Here is a 16,470-nt window from a genome sequence, read left to right as displayed (position 1 = left end):
AAGGAGCACTCCCGTGCCCTCAACACAGGCAAAAAGGTCCTCCGTCACGTCGGAGAAGGGCGCCACTGCGCCACGCGTCCGCTTCATGCGGCGTGTCGTCACCGCCGTCGGTGTGCAGAACATCTCCCTCCTCATCGCCATCGCTGTCCTGATGGCCGTGATTGGCAGCCAGAACCCGGAGTTTTTCGGCATCGCCAACATCAGGGTCATCGGGACAGCCATCGCCATCACAGGCGTCCTCGCGGTCGTGCAAACACTCGTCATCATCATGGGCGCCCTCGACATCTCGGTCGGATCAGCGGCCGGCCTCTCCTCCGTGACTTCGGCCATGGTCTTCACGGTTTCCGGACCATTTCTCGGTGTGGTTAGCGCCCTCGGGGTCGGCGTCCTTTGCGGGCTGCTCAACGGGTGCGTCATCGTCTTTGGTCGAGTCAACCCGGTGATCGCGACCCTTGCGACGCTGGCCGCCTTCAAGGGTGTCGCCCAGCTCATCTCCGATGGTCGCTCACAGGGCTACACCGGAGCCGATGGATTCTTTGTGTTCCTTGCCCGCGGCACAGTGCTCGGCATCCCGACTCTCATCGTGATACTTGCCCTCATCGCATTGCTCATCCACCTCATCCTGCGATACACCAGCATCGGGCGGAACATTTACGCCGTCGGCGGCAACGACGTGGCATCACGCCTTGCAGGAATAAACATCAACAGATACATCCTGGGCGTCTACATGCTCGCAGGCGCCGTGGCTGCCCTCGCAGGCATCCTCATCACGGCCCGCACGGGATCAGGCCAACCGATATCCGGCTCCGAAGGGCTCGAACTCGAATCCATCACCGCAGCCGCACTGGGAGGCGCCGCACTCAAGGGCGGCAAGGGAACGATCGCCGGTACCCTTCTGGCCGTCATTCTGCTCGGCATCCTCACCAACGGAATGACGCTCCTGGGCGTGAACTCATTCTGGCAGAACGTGGCGAAGGGCGGGCTCCTAGTTGTCGCCGTCATCATCCAGCAGCTTCGTTCCGGAGAGCGCAGGATCGGGCTCCCAGCATGAGTGATTTGACCGTCACCGGGGCCGGGCTCACGGCGGTCATTTCCCCCACAAGGGGCGGACGCATCGAAAGCCTGCGCTCTCCAGGTCGCGAATGGCTGGCTCCTAGCTTCGGGCCCGACACAGGGGGCTTCGGGCGAGCCTTCGTTCGACCGGGCATGGGCGGATGGGACGAAGCCATCCCCAGTGTCTCTGCGTCCTCCATGGACGGGATCAATGTTCCCGACCACGGTGATGTCTGGAGCGTTCCCTGGCAGGTCGAGCATTCGAACGAACGAACTCTGAAGCTAGGCGTCGCTCTTAGGACCGTCCCGCTCCGGCTAACCCGAACGATTTCGGCTGTCGCGACTGGCCTTCACTTCGAATATGTTCTTGAGAGCCGGGCAACGGGGCATACCCCTTTTCTCTGGTCCGCACACCCCCAGTTCGCTGCGCTGCCAGGCACCCGGGTCGAACTTCCGCGCAGGGCCGACGATGCAGCGGACCTCCATGAGGAGTACCCCCACAGAGGATGCCGAAGGGGCTTTCCGCTCGGAGCCATGGACAGCTGGCTTCCAAAGGGCGAGGCCTTCAAGGCATTTCTGCCTCCCGAAGAATCCGTAGAATCTGCCCGTCTCGTGGATGGCGACGGCAGATCGCTCGATCTGGCTTGGTCAGCAACGGAGATCCCGCACCTCGGCATCCTCTGGGACAACACGTGCTTCGCATCCGAGCCGGTCATCGCGATCGAACCGACCACTGGGTTCGGAGACGCTCTTACAAATGCGGCCGCGTGCGGACGGGTTGCCACAATCGCCCCCGGACAGCGCCAGTTATGGTCGCTGGAGGTCTCAGCCCGCTAATCGAGGCCAATACGACGGCCGCGGCGGCCAACAACGCTGATCTCTAACTGGGCACACGCCGGCGGAAATTAGCGGTGTTTGAACTCCGGCTGGCGCTTCTCGGTGAACGCGGCCATGCCTTCCTTCTGGTCCTCGGTCGCGAACAATGAGTGGAAGATACGACGCTCAAACAGGACACCCTGGGACAGGCCGGTTTCGAAGGCCGCGTTGACGGCTTCCTTGGCCATCATGGCGCCCGGCTTGGACTTGGAAGCGATCACCTCGGCAGCCTTCAGGGTCTCCTCCACCACGGAATCCACCGGCACTACGCGGGAAACGAGTCCTGCCCGCTCGGCTTCCTCGGCATCCATGAGCCGTCCAGTGAGGATCATGTCCATCGCTTTCGCCTTCCCCACGGCGCGGGTAAGCCGTTGCGAGCCGCCCATGCCCGGAATGACACCGAGGTTGATCTCCGGTTGCCCGAACTTGGCGTTATCCCCGGCAATGATGAAATCGCACATCATGGCAAGCTCGCAGCCCCCACCCAGGGCAAAGCCCGACACCGCGGCAATCATGGGAATGCGCAGGCGCGTGAGGTTTTCCCAGCCGCGGAACCAGTCGGAGGCATACATTTCCATGTACCCCTTGGAGGCCATCTCCTTGATGTCGGCGCCGGCCGCGAAGGCCTTCTCCGAGCCCGTGATCACCACGGCGCCCACCCCGGGGTCCGCATCCATGGCGGAAACGGCGGCCACGATCTCATCCATCGTGGCCTGGTTCAACGCATTGAGCGCCTTCGGCCGGTTCAGGGTCACCAAGCCCACCCGTCCACGGAGTTCCACCAGGATATTTTCGTACTGCTGCGCCAAGCCGTGCCCCTTTTGTCGGTTGCTCACTTTTGCGTGTTACCTACGTTTTGTCAGTTACCCAGAACCTACCGCCAAGGTTACTTGGCTGACTTGTCCCGGATGTCCGTGATGATGCCGGAGAAGTCGCGCCCAGCTCCGCCTTCGGCCGCGAAGGCATCGTAAATCCGGGATGCCAGGTGTCCCATCTGCCCGTCCACGCCGGTGCTCTCGAGCGCGTTGACGGCGAGCCGCAGATCCTTGGCCATGAGCGCTCCGGCGAATCCGGGCTGGTAGTCGCGGTTGGCCGGGCTGGTGGGAACCGGACCTGGAACGGGGCAGTTGGTGGTCAGGGCCCAGCATTGTCCGGAGGCGTTCGAGGCGACATCGAACAGCGCTTGGTGCGTCAGGCCCAACTTCTCGCCCAGGACGAATGCCTCGCTGACGGCAATCATCGAAACGCCAAGGATCATGTTGTTGCAGACCTTGGCGGCTTGCCCGGCTCCGTGGTCACCGCAATGCACGATTCTCCGGCCCATGAGTTCCAGGATCGGCTTCACTGTTTCGAAGTCCTCGGGCAGCGCCCCAACCATGAAGGTCAGGGTTGCGGCTTCCGCCCCCACCACTCCCCCGGAAACCGGCGCATCCACGGAACGGTGACCGGCCTCCAAAGCAATGGCTGCTGCTTCCCGGGCCTCGTCGACGTTAATGGTGGAGCAGTCCAGGAACAGCGTGTTTGGTGGGGCAATAGCCAGGAGTCCAGGGCCGTCGACGCCCCGGTAGGCGTCCAGGACGTGCTTGCCACTGGGCAGCATGGTCAGGACCACGGAAGCGCCGGCAACGGCTTCCTCAGCGGAATCAACCGTGGAAATGCCGTGTTCACGGGCGGCTTCAAGCGCTGCCGGCACGGGATCGTACGCGACCACTTGATGCCCGGCCTTGACAAGATTCACGGCCATCGGGCCGCCCATATGCCCGAGGCCGAGGAAAGCGATGGTGCCGGAAGCTGCGTTTTCAGACATGGTCGGACTCCTTTGAATGAAGTTTGAGTTCACGGTCGCCGAGTGGCGCGAAGAAGCCGTCGACGGCGGCCTGCGATACCTCGGCCAGGGAAGCTGGCTTCCATTGTGGGTTGCGGTCCTTGTCCACCACCTGGGCGCGAATCCCCTCACGGAAATCCGGCCCGATCAGGCACCGCATGCCAACGCGGTATTCCTGCTCCAGGGCCTCCTCTAGCGAGAGCCCCCGCACGCGTCGCAACGATTCCAGCGTGACTTTCACGGCTGTGGGCGACTTCGACTCGATCGTGCCCGCGGCCGTAGCGGCTTCCCCGCCGGCCGCACGCAGCCGGCCAACGATGTCCTCGGCGTCGTCAGAAGCATAAGCGGCGTCGATCCAGTCCCTCTGGCCAGACAGCGCCGAGGCCGGCGGTTCCTGCACAAAGCGTCCGACGGCGGCCTCCGCCGTCGAGCTTTCCAGCGCTTCCGCCAGCGCGGGCAGGCTTTCGGACGGCACGAAGTGGTCCGCGAGCCCCAGGAACAGGGCATCGGCCCCGCTCAAGTGGGCACCCGTGAGCGCTGCGTGGGTGCCCGACTCTCCCGGTGAGCGGGACAGCAGAAGGGTTCCGCCGACGTCGGGCACAAAACCAATGGTGGTTTCCGGCATGCCGGTACGGGTCCGCTCAGTGACCACACGGACGGAGCCATGGGCGGAGATCCCGACCCCGCCGCCGAGGACCAGCCCGTCCATGAAGGCCACGTAGGGCTTGGGATACCGGGCAATGAGCGAGTTCAAGCGGTACTCCTCAGCCCAGAAGTCCGCCGTCTGGTCCCCATGGCGCAGCATGTCGTCGTAGATCGCCACGATGTCTCCACCCGCGCACAACCCGCGGTCTCCGGCGCCATGCACCAAGACTGTCTTGATGGCGTCGTCGACCGCCCAGGCGGTGAGCTGCTCCAACATGGCGTGAACCATCCCGGCCGTGAGGGCGTTGACGGCCTGGGGACGGTTCAAAGTAACGACGCCGAGGTGGCCCCGCTTCTCGACCAGAACCTCCGCCATTAGCTGCCGGCCGGCATCACGAAGCTGGCGCCCTGACGTATGCCCGAGGGCCAACGGGTGGTGACCGTCTTGGTCTTGGTGTAGAAGCGGAAGGCGTCCGCGCCGTGCTGGTTGAGGTCGCCGAAGCCGGAGGCCTTCCAGCCACCGAATGTGTAGTAGGCAATTGGAACGGGAATGGGGACGTTGATGCCCACCATGCCCACTTCGACGCGGCTGGCGAAGTCACGGGCGGCGTCGCCGTCGCGGGTGAAGATCGCGACGCCGTTGCCGAACTCGTGCTCGGAGCAGAGCCGCAGCGCTTCTTCGTAGTCGGACGCGCGGAGGACGCTCAGGACCGGACCGAAGATCTCCTCCTTGTAGATGGACATGTCCTTCGTGACGTTGTCGAAGAGGGTCGGGCCAACCCAGAAACCTTGCGGGTACCCTTCGACTGTGACGCCGCGCCCATCCGTGACAAGCGTGGCGCCTTGCTCGACGCCGGCCTGGATGTAGCCCTCTATCCGCTCTTTCGCAGAGGCGGCCACCACGGGGCCGAAGTCCGAGTCCTTGGACAGGCTGGGCCCCACTTTCAGTCCCTTGATGCGGTCCTGCAGCTTGGAGACGAGCTGATCCGCCGTCTCCTGGCCTACCGGGACCGCAACGGAAATGGCCATGCAACGCTCACCGGCGGAGCCGAAGCCGGCGCCGATGAGGGCGTCCGCCGCCATGTCCAGATCGGCGTCGGGCATGATCACCATGTGGTTCTTGGCCCCACCGAAGCACTGGGCGCGCTTGCCGTGGGCCGCGGCCGTGGCGTAAATGTACTGGGCAATCGGCGTGGATCCGACAAAGCCGATGGCCTTGACGCGCGGGTCCTCGAGGAGGGCGTCCACCGCTTCCTTGTCGCCGTTGATGACGTTGAAGACGCCGTTCGGCAATCCGGCCTCGGTGAAGAGTTCGGCCAGGCGGAGTGGCACCGAAGGGTCGCGCTCCGAAGGCTTGAGGATGAAGGCATTGCCGGCCGCCAGGGCGGGGCCGGACTTCCAGAGCGGAATCATGGCCGGGAAGTTAAAGGGCGTGATACCCGCGACGACGCCGAGCGGCTGGCGCAGCGAGTGGACATCGATGCCCGCGCCGGCGTTGTCCGAGAATTCGCCCTTGAGCAGGTGCGGTGCGCCGGCGGCGAACTCCACCACCTCGATGCCACGCTGGATGTCGCCCTTGGCATCGGGGAAGGTCTTGCCGTGCTCGGAGGAAAGGAGCGTAGCGAGTTCGTCCATGTGTTCGTTGACGAGGTCCACGAACTTCAGCAGGATCCGGCCGCGGCGTTGCGGGTTCATGGCAGCCCATTCGAGCTGCCCTTTCTCCGCGTTGGCGATCGCGTTCCTGACCTCATCAGCGCTGGCCAAGGGAAGCTTTGCCTGGACCTCGCCCGTGCAAGGATCGTAGACATCGCTGAACCGCCCGGAGGTCCCGTCGATCCTCTGGCCGTCAATGTAGTGGGAAAGTTCGCGCACCATGGAATGCTCCTTTGCATATTGGGAATGCCCGCCATCGGCCTCGGAGGCACATGTCCAACTGTGCTCCGGGACGTCTTTGATCCCGAATATACTCGGACTTCCTACTAATTTCTAGAGGACTCCAGCTGCCACCCTCAACTACCGACCACCTTTGGGAACGCCCGACGCCGGAACTCGGGTTTTGCTCCGAGGTTCCGGCGCAAAGGTGGTAGCTAGTGGTGACCGGCTTCAACGAGCGAGGCTGTTGTAGGCATCCAGAGCCTCCCGGCGCGAGGCTTTCAGGTCCACCACGGGCCCTGGATAGTCCGAGGTGCCCAACTCCGGGATCCACTGGCGGACATACCTACCTTGGGGATCGAATTTCGCGGCTTGGGTCTCCGGATTGAAGATTCTGAAGAACGGCGAGGCATCCGCGCCCGAACCGGCAACCCACTGCCAGTTCGCGGGATTCGAGGCAGGATCGGCATCCACCAACGTATCCCAAAACCATTGCTCGCCCAGTTGCCAATGGAGGCCAAGGTTTTTCACCAGAAGGCTCGCGGAAACCATTCGAACGCGGTTGTGCATCCACCCCGTGTGCCACAATTGCCGCTGGCCAGCGTCCACCAGGGGGAAGCCGGTGCGGCCTTCCTGCCACGCGCTCAGGAGGGAGGCAGCGTGGCGGCGGGCACCGCCGTCGGGGGTCTGGCTGGCGAATCCCTGCGCCTCGGCACTTGAAGCGCCGGGCCATGCCCACGGGTAGTGGTCGAACCCCGTCCGCAGGTTGGCGGTTGCCAGGTCCGGGTGGTGGAAGTATTGGTGCCAGCAGAATTCACGCCACCCAAGTTCCGAGGCGAAGACAGCCGCACCCTCGCCGAGTTCCTGACGCCGGCGCTGCTGGGCATGCCACACCTCGAACGGGCTGAGTTGGCCCCAGCGCAGGAAGGGCGACAACCGGCTGCTGCCCGGCAGGTCAGGACGGTCGCGATTCACCGAATAGTCCGCCAGCCTGTCTTCCACGAAGTCATCGAGGAACTCTTGCGCTTGGGCCGAACCCGGCTGCCAGGATTCAGACAATCCGGCAGACCAATCGGGGTTCCGCGGCAACAATCCCCAATAGTCCAGTTCTTCCTGCTCCGGGAGCTCACCCGAGAATCCACGGCCGGGTTCCGGAGCGTCCAGCGGCTCGCGGAAATCCAACCCTGAGACTGTCCGCCAGAACGGGGTGAAGACCTTGAAAGGTCCCCCTTGCTTCGTGGTGACGGCCCACGGTTCATGCAGCAAGGAGGCTTGGAAACTCTCCGCGTACATCCCGGACTCGTGCGCCCACGCCTTGATGCCGGCGTCGAGCGTTCGCTCTGCTTCGCCATAGCGGCGGTTCCAGTACAACGCTCCGGAACCCATCGCCGTCGCGGTTTCCTTGATGATTTCCGGCGCCGGTCCGCGGCGCAGCAAGAGCGGGACACCCAGGGCGGCGAGGTCCTCGCGAAGGGCGAGCAGCGAATGGTGCAACCACCAGCGGGAAGCGCCTCCCAGCGGCCTGATGCCCGGAGATTCCCCGTCGAGGACATAGAGTGCGACTGCCGCCCCGTCGTCGGTTGCCGCCCGCAGAGCCGGGTTATCAGTGACGCGCAGATCGTCCCGGAACCACACAAGTGCCGGCTTCACTAATCCCCCTCGAATTTGGTGCAAAGATCGTGCCCCCTAGGACGAATCCTAAGGGGCACGATCCGGGAAGGTTTACTTCGGCATCAGCACGCTGTCGACCAGGTACACGGTGGCGTTGGCGGTGTGGACGCCACCGCAAATCACGGCGGATCCTCCATCAACCTTGAGTGCATCCTTGGTGCCGGTGACGGTCACCGAGCCACCCTCAACCGTCTTGTGGGTGCCCACGATCTGGTCCGGGGTCAGCTGGCCGGGGACTACGTGGTAGGTCAGGATCTTGCTGAGGAGAGCGTCGTCGGTTTTGAGGGTCTCGATCGTGGCGGCGGGGATCTTGGCGAAGGCGCTGTCCACGGGAGCAAAGACAGTGAACTGGCTGCCGTTGAGCGTGTCCACCAGGTTCACCTTCGGGTTCAGCTTGCCGGATACCGCTGCGGTCAGGGTCTTGAGCAACGGGTTGTTGGAGGCGGCGACGGCTACGGGGTCGAGAGCCATGCCGGCAACGGAACCTGCACCGCTGGGAACCTGGGAGGCGTAACCTGCGCAGCCCGGGCCAACCAAGTCTTTGGTCGGGTCCATCGCAGCGCTTGCGGAAGCCGAGGGGGTCGACTTCATGGTGGACGAGGAGCTCGGAGCGGCCGACGACGGACTCGCCGTAGAAGCCGAACCGCCACAAGCAGTGAGGCCCAACAGGGCGGAAGCGGCGAGGCCGACGATCGCAAAAGACGTGCGCTTTGTAGAAAGCATGACATTTCTCCTTCAAACGGACTGACATTCGGTGCCGGTTGATCCGGCGTGAAAGCACTTCACCTTTGCGGGCTAAGTCCTTATGCCAGCTATTCGGAGGTGTGGGCCGGGTGGATGGGTGAAACTTTGAAATTCACCCCGGCGCCCTCAAGAAGCGACCACTTATGGAAGCCCCCGACGCCGGATATCGGCTTGGATGCCCCGGTTGCGGCTCAAAGGTGGTCGGTTCTTGCGGCGCTCATCCTGTGGGCTTCTTCCATGAGCAGTTTGCCGAGGAACTCCTGCCTCTCGGGGCGAAATCGCGGCTCGATGCCAGTGAGGGACAACGCCCCGATGGGCCTGCCCAGCTGGTCGAAAACGGCGGCCGCCATCCCCCAACTACCCTCGAGAACCAAACCGGGATTCACCGAATACCCGGCCAACCGGGTCTGTTCCAGGCTGCGGCGCACCACACCCTCGGTGTGGCCGTTGGCGAAGTCTCCTGCATGCCGTTCCCAGTTGGACAGAACGAGTTCCTGTTCCTCTTCCGGCAGGAAGGCCATGATGGCGGTCCCGGCCGACGCCACTCCGAGGGGGAACCTGACGCCCTCGTGCAACACGAACGACCGCACGGGAAAGCTGCCTTCCTCGCGGAGCACGCACACGGTTTCGTGGCCACGCCGGATGGAATAGAAGGAACTCTCCCCGCTCTCCTCGGCCAGGCGGCGCAGGCTGGGCCGGGCGAGGTCTTCAAACGGGAACCGGGCCGCCGCTACGGACCCCAGCAGGAAAATATCCGGGCCCAGGATCCAATTTCCAGTCCGCTGATCGTGGTCCAGCAGGCCTTCGGCGGCGAGGGAGGCGAGCAAGCGGTGCACAGTGGGGCGCGTCAGTCCGGACTCGCGGACCAGGCCAGCGATGGACATGCCCTCCGGCTTGCGCCCCACGAGCCGCAGGAGTGCGGCAACGCGGCCCACCACCTGGGCACCTTGCACCGGCTTGTTTTGCGGCTGATGGGTCAAACCACGCACCTCTCTAGAGAAATCCTCCACAATGTGGACACTTCCAAGACTAGCGTCCACACTATGCAGACTCAGCCCTTGCGCGGCTGAAGCACCGTTGACCCTCCGCACGGGACCAACCTAAGCTCCTTTCTCAGACGACTTTCCCAGACGGCTGTCCACAAAGTGGAACGCCATGAAGCGCCCCCCTACAAAACGACCTACTCAACGACGAGGACAAGCCATGGCCAAAATCCAACACAGCGCCGCCGAGGCCCTGCAGGACGTCCTGCGCGACGGCCAGACCCTCGCCGTCGGCGGCTTCGGGCTCAGCGGTATCCCCGCGGACCTGATCGACGCCGTCCGTGATTCGGGCGTCAAAGACCTGACAGTGGTCTCCAACAACATGGGAACTGACGGCAAGGGCCTCGGCGTCCTCATCGAAGCCGGACAGGTCCGCAAGGTCATCGCCTCGTATGTCGGTGAGAACAAACTCTTCGCCGAGCAGTACCTCTCCGGCCAACTCGAGGTCGAGTTCGCTCCCCAGGGCACCCTCGCCGAGCGGCTCCGCGCCGGTGGTGCCGGAATCCCAGCCTTCTACACGCGGACCGGCGTGGGAACCTTGGTTGCCCTAGGCAAGCCGCTCGAAGAGTTCGACGGCGTCACGTACGTCCGCGAGCGCGGGATCGTCGCCGACGTCGCACTGGTCCACGCGCACACCGCGGACACCGACGGCAACCTGATCTACCGGTACACGGCCCGGAACTTCAATCCTGTGGTGGCGACGGCGGGAATCGTGACCATCGCCGAGGCAGAGGTGATCCTGCAGCCGGGCGAGCTGGACCCCAACCACATCGTGACGCCCGGCGTCTACGTCCAGCGGTTGGTCCAGGCGAGCAGCCGCACCAAGGACATTGAGCAGCGCACAGTCCGGCCCCGCCCGGAGCCCGCGAACACCAAGCCCGTCCCGGCCTGAGCAGCACACTGCCGCGCTCACACCCCAAAGGTCACACTCAAAGGAGAGAAACCTGGCCATGACAACCTCGCAACTCAAGCAGCAGGACATTCCGCAGATGGGTCTGGCCCGATTGGCGCAAAGGCTCGCCCTGTGGACGCAGAAGTGGTTTCCGGACGCCTACATTTTTGCCTTGGCCGGTGTTATTCTCGTGGCCGTTGCCGCGCTCGCAATCGGGGCATCCCCCAAGGCAGTGGTCGACTCCTTCGGCACGGGGTTCTGGGATCTGACAGCCTTTACCTTGCAGATGGCCATGGTGGTACTGACAGGCTATGTTGTGGCCACCTCGCCGCCGGTTGCTAGGTTGATTGATCGTTTGGCGCAAATTCCGGGTTCTGCCCGCTCGGCCGTCAGTCTTGTCGCGATGTTGGCCATGTCCGTATCCTTCGCCAACTGGGGACTGAGCTTGGTTTTCGGCGGTCTCCTGGCTCGGGCGATTGCCCGCCGCAAGGACCTCGCCGTCGATTACCGCGCCCTCGGTGCGGCCGCCTTCATGGGGCTCGGAGCGGTTTGGGCTTTGGGACTGTCCTCTTCAGCGGCACAGCTTCAAGCAACCAAAGCCTCCATTCCGGCGGCTTTGTTGAAAACTACAGGCGTGCTGGACTACGGCACCACCATCTTCACTTGGCAGTCCCTGCTGACGCTGGCCGTCCTGATGCTGCTCACTACGGTCATCGCCCATTTCTCCGCCCCCACCGGCAGCGGCATTAGGACGGCCGCAGATCTGGGCGTTGACTTGGACGACCGGCCCGAAGTCTCTGAACCAAGGTCACGCCCGGGCGAATGGCTGGAATACAGCAGGGTCCTGCCGATGCTGGTTGGTGTCCTCGCCCTGGGTTGGCTCGTCTCGCAGCTTCTGACCCTTCCCATTCTCAGTGTTGTCAGTTCGCTCAACGGCTACCTGTTGGTTTTCTTGGTGCTGGGCCTTGTGTTGCATGGCACTCCGCGCAGGTTCCTCCAGGCGGTGACCAAAGCAGTGCCATCCACAGCGGGAATTTTGGTGCAGTTTCCGCTATACGCTGCGATGGCCGCCATCTTGACCAAAGCAACCGGCGCAGGGGGCCTCTCCGTCTCCGAGCATCTGGCGCATTTTTTCACGAGCATCGGCGGCAACGGGGCATTCACCGTCATCATCGCCATCTACACGGCAATCCTCGGGATTTTTGTGCCTTCCGGCGGCGGAAAGTGGCTGGTCGAGGCACCCTACGTGATGCAGTCCGCAACGGATGTCCACATGAACCTTGGCTGGACGGTTCAGATCTACAACATCGCCGAGGCACTGCCCAACTTGGTCAATCCCTTCTTCATGCTTCCATTGCTGGCGGTGCTGAAGCTGCGCGCTCGGGATCTGGTGGGCTTCACCTTCCTGCAATTCCTGTTCCATTTGCCCGTTGTGTTGCTCCTGGTCTGGCTGCTGGGGATGACATTCGAGTTCGTGCCGCCGGTGATCCCGAATTAGTCGGCCGGTGGGCACCAAATCCGCTTAACCAAACAATCCCAGGAGTATCACCATGGCATGGACCCGCGACGAAATGGCCGCCATTGCGGCCCAGGAACTCAGCGACGGCGACTACGTCAATCTTGGTATCGGCATCCCCACGCTTGTGGCCAACAACTTGCCTGATGGCGTACGTGTTGTGCTGCAAAGCGAAAACGGGCTGCTCGGCATGGGGCCCTTCCCTTACGAAGGCCAGGAAGACGCCGACCTCATCAACGCCGGCAAGCAGACGGTCACGGTTCTGCCCGGTGGCAGCATCTTCGACTCTGCAACGTCTTTCGGCATGATCCGCGGCGGACACGTCAAGGTTGCCATCCTCGGCGCAATGCAGGTTTCAGGCGACGGTGACCTCGCCAACTGGACCATTCCGGGAAAGATGGTCAAGGGCATGGGCGGCGCCATGGACCTGGTCGCCGGAACACCGCGCGTCGTGGTCCTCACCGAGCACAACGCCAAGGACGGGAGCGCCAAGATCGTCCGGGAATGCACCCTGCCGCTGACGGGCTTGGGCGTAGTGGACCGCATTGTCAGCGACCTTGCGGTTTTCGATCTCGTGAGGAACGAACAAGAAACAGGCGGCGGGCGGCAGCTCACGCTGACAAAGCTCGCGCCCGGGGTCACCGTAGAAGATATCCGCGTCAAGACGGAGGCCGCGTTCACGGTCTCCTTGGAAGAGTCCGCTCTCGAAGGAGCCACCGCATGAGCCTGCAAAACCAGTTCGGCAAAGACGTCCTCCTCACCGGCTGGGGGCACAGCAAGTTCGGCAAACTCACGGACGAGACGCTGGAATCCCTGATCGTCCAGGTCTCCGCGGAGGCCATCCAGAACTCGGGCCTTGAGCCACGGGATATCGATGAAATCTACCTCGGCCAGTTCAACTCGGGCATGCAGCCCCTGGGCTTCACGTCCTCACTCGCCCTGCAGCTGTCCCAGGACCTGGCCAACGTGCCGGCCACACGAACTGAGAACGCCTGCGCCTCCGGTTCCGCCGCATTCCAACAGGGCGTGAAATCCGTGCTGGCCGGGACGGCCCGCAACGTCCTCGTGATCGGTGCCGAGAAGATGACCGACGCCGGGGCGGACGTGGTGGGAGCCGCACTCCTTGGCGCGTCTTACGAGATGGCCGGCAAGTCCTCCACCACGGGCTTCACCGGACTGTTCGCCGAGGTAGCCAAGCACTATGAGAAGCGCTACGGAGCGGGCATCGAAGGCTTTGGTTTTGCCCGAGGCCTAGGCGACGTCCTCGGCTCCGTCGCAGCCAAGAATCACCACAACGGCATGGACAACCCATACGCGCAGATGCACAGGGACTTTGGCGAAGAGTTCTGCCGGACGGTTTCCGAGAAGAACCCCATAGTTGCCGAACCGCTCCGCCGCACCGATTGCTCCCCCGTGTCCGACGGCGCCGCCGCCGTCGTGCTTTCCGTTGGCCCGGCGTCGGGCGCTGCTACTGAACCCGTGCGGCTGGCGGGCTTCGGGCACGCGAACGGCTTCTTCCCCACAGATCGCCGCGACCCCACCGAGTTCGCCGCCACGCGGGTGTCCTGGGAGCGCGCACTGGGAATGGCGGGCATCGGGATCGAAGGACTGGACTTCGCCGAAGTGCACGACTGCTTCACCATCGCCGAACTCCTCATGTACGAGTCCATGGGACTGACGCCGAGGGGCGAAGGCTCCCGCGCGGTGCAGGAAGGCTGGGTCTACAAGGACGGCAAGCTGCCCATCAACGTGTCCGGCGGCCTGAAGGCCAAGGGCCACCCTGTGGGTGCCACCGGGGTGTCGCAACACGTCATCGCAGCCATGCAGCTCACGGGCACCGCGGGCGGCATGCAACTGCCCAACGCCCGCCGCGGTGCCGTGCAGAACATGGGTGGCGTGGGTATCGCGAATTACGTCTCGATTTTGGAGTCGATCTAAGGCGCGCGCCCACTTCACCAGCTACCGGCGCGGGTCTAAACTGACGCTATGTCCGACACCGCAGGACGCAAGTTGTTTCAGCATTCCGGAACGGCGCTCATCTTCCGGGGAGCCCTGGCCCTTCTCTTGGCCTTCCTGGTTGCTTCCTTGCCGATCGCCACGGTTTTTGCCCTCGTCTACGTGTTCGGCGTCTACGCCATCACCGACGGGCTCACCAACATGGCCCATTACTTCTACGATCCCGCGCGCCACTCCCGCTGGAGCATGATCGGCGGCTTCATCTCCGTCGCCACTGGCCTCGTGGCAGTCTCGTGGCCGGGTATCACCGCCGTGGCGCTGGGCGTGCTCATCGGAGCTTGGGCCCTGATCCTGGGGATTTCGCAAATCATCCTCGCCATGGACACCAGGACGACAGTCAGGGCTTGGTGGATCTGGATGTTGACGGGGTTGGTCACCACCTTGTTCGGCCTTTTTGTGCTCGTCAATCCCGGAGCCGGATTCCTGAGCGTGGTTGGGCTGCTGGCGACATACGCCGCGGTCAGTGGTTTGCTGCTGATCGCCTCTGGCATCAAGCTCCGCAGGCGCGCCACTTCTTCGGTGATGCTCGCGCATTAGGCCTTTGAAGGAGCAATCCGCCGTGAGGGGATGCGCTAGGTCCCAAGTTCGGTAAGTTAGTGGCTGTGAAGATAGCTACCTGGAATGTGAATTCGCTCCGCGCACGTGCCGACCGCGTGGAGGCCTGGCTGCAGCGCAGTGACTGCGACGTCCTCGCCATGCAGGAAACGAAGTGCAAGGACGACAACTTCCCGTGGGAGCTCTTCGAACGCATGGGTTACGAGGTGGCCCATTTCGGTGTGAGCCAATGGAACGGCGTCGCGATCGCCTCCCGAGTAGGGCTCGACGACGTCGAACGCACCTTTGTTGACCAACCCGCCTTCGGAAAAGCCGGCAAGGACCCCGTTCAGGAAGCCCGCGCCATCGCCGCGACGTGCGGCGGGGTAAGGGTATGGAGCCTGTACGTTCCGAACGGCCGTTCCCTGGATGACGAACACATGCCGTACAAGCTCAAGTGGCTGGACACCCTGAAGGGCCACGCCGCCAACTGGGTCGCGGAGAACCCCGAGACGCAAGTGGCGCTCATGGGCGACTGGAACATCGCCCCGCTCGACGAGGACGTCTGGGACATCGACTTCTTCCGGGAAAACGCACTCACTCACGTGAGCGAACCTGAGCGCGAGGCCTTCCGTGCGTTCGAAGCGGCTGGTTTCACCGACGTCGTCCGCCCCTACACTCCCGGGCCCGGCGTCTATACCTACTGGGACTACACCCAGCTCCGGTTCCCAAAGAAGGAGGGCATGCGGATCGACTTCGTCATGGCCTCGTCCGCGCTGGCCGCCCGCGTCACCGGAGCCTCGATCGACCGCGAGGAGCGCAAGGGCAAAGGCGCCTCGGACCACGCTCCTGTGATCGTGGAGCTAACGGACTGAGCGGTAACAATTGACGGAGGAGGCGGGCCCGCGATGAGCGGAAAGCTATACGGGAATCAGGCGGGACTGCCCTTCTCTTCAGCGCTGCGCGTCTACGAACCACTCGAAGCCTTCCCGGAGGACCAGCGGCAGCAGCTCGTGGCGAGCGGTACCCGCGGCGGTTCGCGGGCCGCCGTCGAGAACGCCGAGTTGCTCGCTTCTCTTGGACGGGTCACCCGAAAGGGAGGGGATCCTTTCCCCACCGGCAGCACTGATCTGGTCCGCATCACCCGGCTTCCGTCCGGAGATCCGAACGACCCCGACGCCGGGCGGCTGCTCTATTGCCCTAGCCAACTGGTGATCCGGGCAGGCTTGGCGGCCAACGCCCTCATGGAAGGGATCCACGGACCACTCGCAGAGCTGCTCATCCCCGTGGACCAGCGCGACCGCCATCAGGCCCGCATCGACCGCATCAATGCCAGTCACGACGCGAAGCGCGTCCACACCAGGGCCTCCACCTGGGGAATCCCCTTCAGCTGGTTTTCGCTGTTTCAGGAGTCGGACCGCAAGGACGTCGTGGAATCCGGTGGACGCATCCTCACGGTCAGGGTCTGGGCCTCATTGACCGATGCACTGGACCGCGCACGCTTCGCAGTAGCCAATCTTGCCCTCGCCGCGCCTGACCTGGACATGCTCGATGACCTCACTCAGCTCACCGAATGGCTCGAATTGTTCCACGTGCAGTCCATGGTCGAGCTGGACTACGGCGCGGTGGCGGACAAGGTGTACCCGGATGAATCGCCGATGGATGTCCGGCTAGGCATCGAGTGCTTGGCCGAGGGCGACATGACGGGAGCCGCCGCGGCCTACCGCCGGCTGGCTTCCCGCTGGATCCCCATCAGGCAGCTGGCCCGGGCTTCCTGACTTCG

At 63.7% G+C, this 16,470-nt stretch carries 16 protein-coding genes; 9 read left to right on the top strand and 7 right to left on the bottom strand.

Annotation, left to right across the window (positions count from 1 at the left end; all coding sequences use genetic code 11):
- Positions 1 to 13: 13 nt before the first annotated feature.
- Positions 14 to 1,051 carry an ABC transporter permease gene (locus LFT43_RS01520; RefSeq protein WP_395800582.1) on the top strand — a complete coding sequence of 346 codons (1,038 nt, stop codon included), beginning with the start codon at positions 14 to 16 and terminating at the stop codon, positions 1,049 to 1,051.
- A complete protein-coding gene (locus LFT43_RS01515; protein WP_395800580.1) occupies positions 1,048 to 1,890 on the top strand; it encodes a hypothetical protein in 843 nt (280 codons plus the stop codon). The genes LFT43_RS01520 and LFT43_RS01515 overlap by 4 nt, the downstream gene beginning before the upstream one ends.
- Positions 1,891 to 1,958: 68 nt before the next feature.
- Here LFT43_RS01515 and LFT43_RS01510 read toward each other — a convergent pair whose 3' ends face one another.
- The 7 genes from LFT43_RS01510 to LFT43_RS01480 form a co-directional block, all read right to left on the bottom strand.
- Positions 1,959 to 2,738: an enoyl-CoA hydratase gene (locus LFT43_RS01510; protein WP_395802847.1), complete on the bottom strand. Its 780-nt coding sequence runs from the start codon at positions 2,736 to 2,738 to the stop codon at positions 1,959 to 1,961.
- 77 nt (positions 2,739 to 2,815) lie between these two features.
- Positions 2,816 to 3,736, bottom strand: coding sequence for a 3-hydroxyisobutyrate dehydrogenase (gene mmsB, locus LFT43_RS01505; RefSeq protein WP_395800578.1), 921 nt, complete (start codon positions 3,734 to 3,736; stop codon positions 2,816 to 2,818).
- A complete protein-coding gene (locus tag LFT43_RS01500; RefSeq protein ID WP_395800576.1) occupies positions 3,729 to 4,775 on the bottom strand; it encodes an enoyl-CoA hydratase/isomerase family protein in 1,047 nt (348 codons plus the stop codon). The genes mmsB and LFT43_RS01500 overlap by 8 nt, the downstream gene beginning before the upstream one ends.
- The gene (locus tag LFT43_RS01495) at positions 4,775 to 6,274 is read right to left on the bottom strand and encodes a CoA-acylating methylmalonate-semialdehyde dehydrogenase (RefSeq protein ID WP_395800574.1); all 1,500 of its coding nucleotides are present in this window, start codon (positions 6,272 to 6,274) and stop codon (positions 4,775 to 4,777) included. Before LFT43_RS01495 ends, LFT43_RS01500 begins: the two co-directional genes overlap by 1 nt.
- A 228-nt stretch (positions 6,275 to 6,502) precedes the next feature.
- Positions 6,503 to 7,921 (bottom strand): cryptochrome/photolyase family protein, encoded by a 1,419-nt coding sequence (locus tag LFT43_RS01490; RefSeq protein ID WP_395800572.1) that lies wholly within the window; start codon positions 7,919 to 7,921, stop codon positions 6,503 to 6,505.
- 72 nt (positions 7,922 to 7,993) lie between these two features.
- Positions 7,994 to 8,665: a fasciclin domain-containing protein gene (locus tag LFT43_RS01485; protein WP_395800570.1), complete on the bottom strand. Its 672-nt coding sequence runs from the start codon at positions 8,663 to 8,665 to the stop codon at positions 7,994 to 7,996.
- Positions 8,666 to 8,877: 212 nt separating this feature from the next.
- Positions 8,878 to 9,666, bottom strand: coding sequence for an IclR family transcriptional regulator (locus tag LFT43_RS01480; RefSeq protein WP_395800568.1), 789 nt, complete (start codon positions 9,664 to 9,666; stop codon positions 8,878 to 8,880).
- Between the two features lie 223 nt (positions 9,667 to 9,889).
- Here LFT43_RS01480 and LFT43_RS01475 point away from each other — a divergent pair, with 223 nt between their 5' ends.
- The 7 genes from LFT43_RS01475 to LFT43_RS01445 all read left to right on the top strand — a co-directional run bounded on the left by LFT43_RS01475 (position 9,890) and on the right by LFT43_RS01445 (position 16,465).
- Positions 9,890 to 10,621, top strand: a complete 732-nt coding sequence (locus LFT43_RS01475; protein WP_395800566.1) for a CoA transferase subunit A — start codon at positions 9,890 to 9,892, stop codon at positions 10,619 to 10,621.
- 58 nt (positions 10,622 to 10,679) lie between these two features.
- Positions 10,680 to 12,119 (top strand): short-chain fatty acid transporter, encoded by a 1,440-nt coding sequence (locus tag LFT43_RS01470; RefSeq protein WP_395800564.1) that lies wholly within the window; start codon positions 10,680 to 10,682, stop codon positions 12,117 to 12,119.
- Between the two features lie 52 nt (positions 12,120 to 12,171).
- Positions 12,172 to 12,861, top strand: a complete 690-nt coding sequence (locus tag LFT43_RS01465; protein ID WP_395800562.1) for a CoA transferase subunit B — start codon at positions 12,172 to 12,174, stop codon at positions 12,859 to 12,861.
- Positions 12,858 to 14,075 (top strand): acetyl-CoA acetyltransferase, encoded by a 1,218-nt coding sequence (locus LFT43_RS01460; protein WP_395800560.1) that lies wholly within the window; start codon positions 12,858 to 12,860, stop codon positions 14,073 to 14,075. Before LFT43_RS01465 ends, LFT43_RS01460 begins: the two co-directional genes overlap by 4 nt.
- A gap of 48 nt (positions 14,076 to 14,123) precedes the next feature.
- Positions 14,124 to 14,690 (top strand): HdeD family acid-resistance protein, encoded by a 567-nt coding sequence (locus LFT43_RS01455; RefSeq protein WP_395800558.1) that lies wholly within the window; start codon positions 14,124 to 14,126, stop codon positions 14,688 to 14,690.
- Between the two features lie 65 nt (positions 14,691 to 14,755).
- On the top strand, positions 14,756 to 15,562 hold the full coding sequence (locus tag LFT43_RS01450) for an exodeoxyribonuclease III (RefSeq protein ID WP_395800556.1): 807 nt from the start codon (positions 14,756 to 14,758) through the stop codon (positions 15,560 to 15,562).
- 33 nt (positions 15,563 to 15,595) lie between these two features.
- The gene (locus LFT43_RS01445; RefSeq protein WP_395800554.1) at positions 15,596 to 16,465 is read left to right on the top strand and encodes a hypothetical protein; all 870 of its coding nucleotides are present in this window, start codon (positions 15,596 to 15,598) and stop codon (positions 16,463 to 16,465) included.
- Positions 16,466 to 16,470 lie beyond the last annotated feature (5 nt).

Origin of the sequence: Arthrobacter sp. FW306-04-A (assembly GCF_044358315.1) — a bacterium.
GTDB lineage: Bacteria > Actinomycetota > Actinomycetes > Actinomycetales > Micrococcaceae > Arthrobacter.
This window is presented reverse-complemented; position numbering and strand designations above follow the sequence as displayed.